Annotated in this window: 6 protein-coding genes and 1 pseudogene; all 7 read right to left on the reverse strand. The window is 74.0% G+C overall.

Annotated features, from left to right (window positions below; translation table 11 throughout):
• Positions 1–517: AAA family ATPase (locus HW445_RS16985; protein WP_180221858.1), on the reverse strand; the 517-nt coding region annotated here is incomplete at its 3' end.
• A 30-nt stretch (positions 518–547) separates the two neighbouring features.
• Positions 548–1015: a hypothetical protein gene (locus tag HW445_RS16990; RefSeq protein ID WP_180221859.1), complete on the reverse strand. Its 468-nt coding sequence runs from the start codon at positions 1013–1015 to the stop codon at positions 548–550.
• Positions 1016–1134: 119 nt separating this feature from the next.
• Positions 1135–1512, reverse strand: coding sequence for a VOC family protein (locus tag HW445_RS16995; protein WP_180221860.1), 378 nt, complete (start codon positions 1510–1512; stop codon positions 1135–1137).
• Positions 1513–1529: 17 nt separating this feature from the next.
• On the reverse strand, positions 1530–2141 hold the full coding sequence (locus tag HW445_RS17000; protein ID WP_180221861.1) for a LysE family translocator: 612 nt from the start codon (positions 2139–2141) through the stop codon (positions 1530–1532).
• A gap of 239 nt (positions 2142–2380) precedes the next feature.
• Positions 2381–4069, reverse strand: a complete 1689-nt coding sequence (locus HW445_RS17005) for a bifunctional uroporphyrinogen-III C-methyltransferase/uroporphyrinogen-III synthase (RefSeq protein WP_180221862.1) — start codon at positions 4067–4069, stop codon at positions 2381–2383.
• The gene (gene hemC, locus HW445_RS17010) at positions 4066–5025 is read right to left on the reverse strand and encodes a hydroxymethylbilane synthase (RefSeq protein WP_180221863.1); all 960 of its coding nucleotides are present in this window, start codon (positions 5023–5025) and stop codon (positions 4066–4068) included. The genes HW445_RS17005 and hemC overlap by 4 nt, the downstream gene beginning before the upstream one ends.
• Positions 5022–5568, reverse strand: a pseudogene (locus HW445_RS17015) (glutamyl-tRNA reductase); the annotation flags it as partial. The gene hemC and the pseudogene HW445_RS17015, both read right to left, overlap by 4 nt.

A 5568-nucleotide genomic window follows, 5' to 3' on the forward strand; every position in this document is an offset into this window, starting at 1 on the left:
GGATCGCGTCCACCGTCTCGTGCGGCGTCTGCCCGGACGTGTCCAGCCACAGGCCGGTCCGGGGCGTCTCCTCGCGCAGCGCCCGGTCGAACGCCTCCACCGTCCAGCCGCCGCCGTACCCGGTCTTCGCCCGGCCCGCCTCCCGCTCCCGCACGGCCTCGGCCGACGGGGCGAGGACGACCACGTACAGCGGGCGGGTCCGCACCCGCGCGACGAACCGCGGCAGGTCGTCGCCCAGCAGGATGTCCTGCACCACCGCGGTGAACCCGGCCCCCGCGTACTCGTCCGCCACCGTCGCGGCGATCCGCTGCCGCAGGTCGAGCTGGGCGAGCGCGCCGGGCGCCGGTTCCGGTGTCATCTCCTCACGCCCGGAGACCACCATCCGGCGGAAGACGTCGCCCCGCACGTGCGCCGCCCGCGGCAGCCGTGCGGCCAGCAGCTCGGCGACGGTGGACTTCCCGGCGGCCATGACCCCGGTGACCATGACGACCGCGGCGGGCCGCGTACCCGTATCCATGCGCACCCACGGTAGACCCCACCGGCGGCCTCAGCCGAAGAGTTCCTCCAGGAAGCCCACGTCCTCCTCGGCCTCCAGGTACAGCGCGAGGAAGAGGGCGAGCAGCAGCTCGTCCGGCAGCTCCCGGTCCTCGCCCTCCAGGCTCGCCCGGTTCGGGAGGACGCCGAGCCGGGGATAGCGGACCTCCAGCGGTCCGACCCGCTGGACCACCCCGGCGGCCTTGGAGTACCGGAGCGGGTAGGGACCGATCCGCCGGACCGACGGGCCGGAGCCGCCGTAGTCGAACTCCAGCTCTCCGACGGCGCGCGGCCGGGAGCCGTGTCCGCCGTAGCGCACCTCGCGGTGCCCGATCCGCTTCAGACGCCCGCTGAGCCGGTCGTACTCGATCTCCCAGCCGCCGAGTCTGCGCGGCTTGCCGCTCAGCTTCCGGTACGCGACCTCGGTGTCGCCGATGCGCCGCAGGCTGCCCAGCGCGTCGTGCTGGAGCTTGATGTCCATGACGGTGACCTTCTTCCCTCGCGTCGACGGTCACGGACGGACCCTTCCAACCTCCTCGCCCGGTCCCGGCCTGTCAAAAGGAGGCGCGACCGCGTCCCCTCACCGGGTCCGGGGCGGCGTCACTCCTGCACGAGGCAGAACGGGTGCCCGACCGGGTCCGCGTACACCCGCCAGCAGCGGCCGGGATCCCCCGCGTCCAGCAGCGTGGCGCCGGCCTCCAGCACCCCGGCCTCCGCGGCGTCCAGGTCCGCCACGCCGAGGTCGAGGTGGTACTGCTGGGGGCGGGACGGGTCGGGCCAGGCGGGGGGCTGGAGATCGGGGGCCTGCTGGAAGGCGAGGACGCGGCCGTCCGGGGTGTGGAGCGTGGACCAGGTCGCGTCGGTCGACCAGCGCGGGTCCTGCTTGTCCACCTCCCCGCCGAGCACCCGTCGGTAGAAGGCGGCGAGTTCGCGGGGCCGCGGACAGTCGATGACGACGCACTGCAGGGTGGCGATCATGGGCCCGAGCCTAGGGATCACGCCGGGGCGAGGGCGAGCGAAATGCCGAGGGCCACGAGAACCGCGCCGATGGCCCGGTTGAGGGCGACCTGACGCCGCAGCAGCCGGGTCCGCAGCGCCGGCGCGGAGAGCACGCCCGCGACCAGCCCGAACCACACCAGGTGGGCGAGGGACATGAACAGGCCGTAGCCCGCCTGCCGCGGGAACGGCGTGCTCGCGTCCACCACCTGTGTGTAGGTGGAGACGACGAACAGCATCGTCTTGGGGTTGAGCGCGTTGGTGAGGAACCCGGTCCGCAGCGCGGCGCCCCGCGACAGCGGCTCGGCGGACGCGTCCGAGGTGTCGACGTCGGCGCGGGACCGGAAGGTCTGCAGGCCGACCCAGACCAGGTAGCAGGCGCCCGCGATCCTGACGGCGGTGAGGACGGCCGGCGACCCGGCGAGCAGCAGCCCCACCCCGAGCACGGTGTAGGAGACGTGCACCAGGACGCCCAGGGCGACCCCGGCGGCGGCCAGCATCCCCGCCCTCCGCCCGTACAGGCAGCTGTTGCGGACGATCATCGCGAAGTCGGCGCCCGGGCTGATCACCGCGAGCACGGTGATGACGGCGACGGCGAGCAGTTCGGCCACGGGACAGGCACCTTCGCAGGAACGGACGACTGGCGGAGCCTACCGGGGGAACGCGCAGGTGAGGAAGGCGCAGGCGGCAGGCGCAGGCGGAAGGCACTGGCACTGGCACTGGCACTGGCACTGGCACTGGCACTGGCACTGGCACTGGCACTGGCGGGGAACGCGCAGCCGGGGAAGCACGGTGCCCCCGTACCCGGGTCACGGGTACGGGGGCACACGCGGTCCGCGCGGACCGGGCCTCAGCTGGTCGTCGCCCGGCGGCGGCGCGCGCCGGGACGGCGCTCGGAGGGCCGGGTGACCGGGTCGCCCGCCGCCAGCGCGGCCTCACGCCGCTTGGCGCCGAACTCCGCGAGCGCGGCCGCCAGCTTGGTGACCGACGGCTCGGGGGCCATCACGTCGACCCGCAGGCCGTGCTCCTCCGCCGTCTTGGCGGTGGCCGGGCCGATGCAGGCGATCACGGTGACGTTGTGCGGCTTGCCGGCGATGCCGACCAGGTTCCGCACCGTCGACGACGAGGTGAAGAGCACCGCGTCGAAGCCGCCGCCCTTGATCGCCTCGCGGGTCTCGGCCGGCGGCGGCGAGGCGCGCACGGTGCGGTACGCCGTGACGTCGTCGACCTCCCAGCCCAGCTCGATCAGCCCGGCGACCAGGGTCTCCGTGGCGATGTCGGCGCGCGGCAGGAAGACACGGTCGATCGGGTCGAAGACCGGGTCGTAGGGCGGCCAGTCCTCCAGCAGGCCCGCGGCCGACTGCTCGCCGCTGGGCACCAGGTCGGGCTTCACGCCGAAGGCGATCAGTGCCTTGGCGGTCTGCTCGCCGACGGCCGCGACCTTGATGCCCGCGAAGGCGCGCGCGTCCAGGCCGTACTCCTCGAACTTCTCCCGGACCGCCTTGACGGCGTTGACCGAGGTGAAGGCGATCCACTCGTAGCGGCCGGTGACCAGGCCCTTGACCGCGCGCTCCATCTGCTGCGGGGTGCGCGGCGGCTCCACGGCGATGGTCGGCACCTCGTGCGGCACCGCGCCGTAGGAACGCAGCTGGTCGGAGAGCGAGACCGCCTGCTCCTTGGTGCGCGGCACGAGGACCTTCCAGCCGAAGAGCGGCTTGGACTCGAACCAGGAGAGCTGGTCACGCCGGTCGCCGCCGGCGGCACGCTCGCCGACCACGGCTATGACGGCCCGGCCGCCGTCCGCGGAGGGAAGGACCTTGCCCTGCTTGAAGACCTGCGCGATGGTGCCCAGCGTCGCGGTCCAGCTGCGCTGACGGGTCGTGGTGCCGGCCACCGTCACGGTGAGCGGGGTGTCCGGCTTGCGGCCGGCCGAGACCAGCTCGGCGGCGGTCGCCGCGACCCCGTCCAGCGTGGTGGAGACGACCACGGTGCCGTCGGAGGCGCCGAGCTCGGTCCAGCAGCGGGCGCTGGCCGTACGGGCGTCGACGAACCGCACGTCGGCACCCTCGGCGTCCCGCAGCGGCACACCGGCGTAGGCGGGCACGCCGACGGCGGAGGCGATACCGGGCACCACCTCGAACCGCACGCCCTCCGCGGCGCAGGCGAGCATCTCGCGGGCCGCGTCGGAATCCAGTCCGGGGTCGCCGGTGACGGCACGTACCACCCGCCTGCCGGACCGTACGGCCGCCATGACAAGATGGACGGCATCACGTTCCGCCGGAACGGCAACGGTTGTTGACGTGCCGTCAACCACCGTCAGCTGTGGCGCGTCCGCGTCCGCCCCGGTGTTCTCCAGGACGGCGCCCGGCCTGGCGTGTTCACGCACCACGTCCAGCACGTCGGGTTCGCCGACGAGGACGTCCGCGTTGGCCAGGGCCTCCACTGCGCGCAGTGTGAGCAGTCCCGGATCGCCGGGCCCGGCCCCCAGGAAGGTGACGTGCCCGTGGTCCTGGGCGGCGGGAAGGGTGGTGGGGCTCACTGTGCTCGCTCCCCCATCAGACCGGCCGCACCCCGGGCGAGCATCTCGGCAGCGAGTTCGCGGCCGAGCGCGATGGCCTGCTCGTGCGTCTGGGGTACGGGACCGGTGGTGGACATCTGCACCACGCGGGAGCCGTCGGTCGTGCCGACGACGCCCCGCAGGCGCATTTCCTTGACAATCTGCCCGTCCCCCAGAAGGCCGGCCAGGGCACCCACGGGTGCGCTGCACCCGGCCTCCAGGGCGGCGAGCAGTGATCGCTCGGCGGTCACGGCGGCCCGCGTGTGCGGGTCGTCGAGCTGCGAGAGTGCGGCAATCAGCTCCGCGTCGTGAGCGGGGCATTCCACGGCCAGGGCTCCCTGGCCGGGGGCCGGCAGGACGGTGTCGGCCGACAGGAAGTCGGTGACCTCGTCCGCGCGGCCCATCCGGTTCAGGCCGGCGGCGGCGAGCACGACGGCGTCGAGCTCCCCGCTCTCCACGAACCCGATCCGGGTGTCGACGTTGCCGCGGATCGGCACCGTCTCCAGCTCCAGCCCGTGGGCCCGCGCGTACGCGTTGAGCTGGGACATCCGGCGCGGCGACCCGGTGCCCACGCGGGCACCGCGCGGCAGGTCGGCGAGCTTGGCGCCGCCGGCCGCGACCAGCACGTCGCGCGGGTCCTCGCGGACCGGTATCGCGGCCAGCGTCAGGCCGTCGGCCTGCTGGGTCGGCAGGTCCTTCAGGGAGTGGACGGCGAAGTCGACCTCGCCGCGCAGCAGCGCCTCGCGCAGGGCGGCGACGAACACGCCGGTGCCGCCGATCTGCGTCAGGTGCTCGCGCGAGACGTCGCCGTGGGTGGTGATCTCGACGAGCTCGACGGGCCGGCCGGTGACCCGGCTCACTGCCTCCGCCACGTGCCCGGACTGGGCCATGGCGAGCTTGCTCCGCCGGGTGCCGAGCCTCAAAGCCTTCTCTGTCATGCTCGCCCTCGGTTCTTGGCGTTGGCGTCGATCAGGGTGTTCTGGAGGGTGTCGTCGGCGATGCGGCCGGCGGCCTTGTCGGCCCGGGAGACGGACGCCACCGTCTCCGGGTCGAGGTCGAACAGGGTGCGCAGCGCGTCCGCGTACCCGGCGCCGCCGGGTTCCGCCGCGAGCTGCTTCACCCGCACGGTCGGCGCGTGCAGCAGCTTGTCGACCACCCGCCTGACGGTCTGGGTGATCTCCTGGCGCTGCTTGGCGTCGAGGTCGGGAAGCCGGCCCTCGAGCCGGGCGACCTCGCTCGCCACCACCTCGGCGGCCATGGAGCGCAGCGCCACCACGGTCGGCGTGATGGTCGCGGCGCGCTGGGCGGCGCCGAAGGCGGCGACCTCGTCGGCGACGATGCGCCGCACCTGGTCCACGTCGGCGGCCATCGGCGCGTCCGCGGAGGCGTCCGCCAGCGACTCGATGTCCACCAGCCGCACCCCGGCGAGCCGGTGCACGGCGGAGTCCACGTCGCGCGGCATCGCCAGGTCCAGGATCGAC

The organism is Streptomyces sp. UH6 (assembly GCF_013421635.1).
GTDB classification, from domain to species: Bacteria; Actinomycetota; Actinomycetes; order Streptomycetales; family Streptomycetaceae; genus Streptomyces; species Streptomyces abyssomicinicus.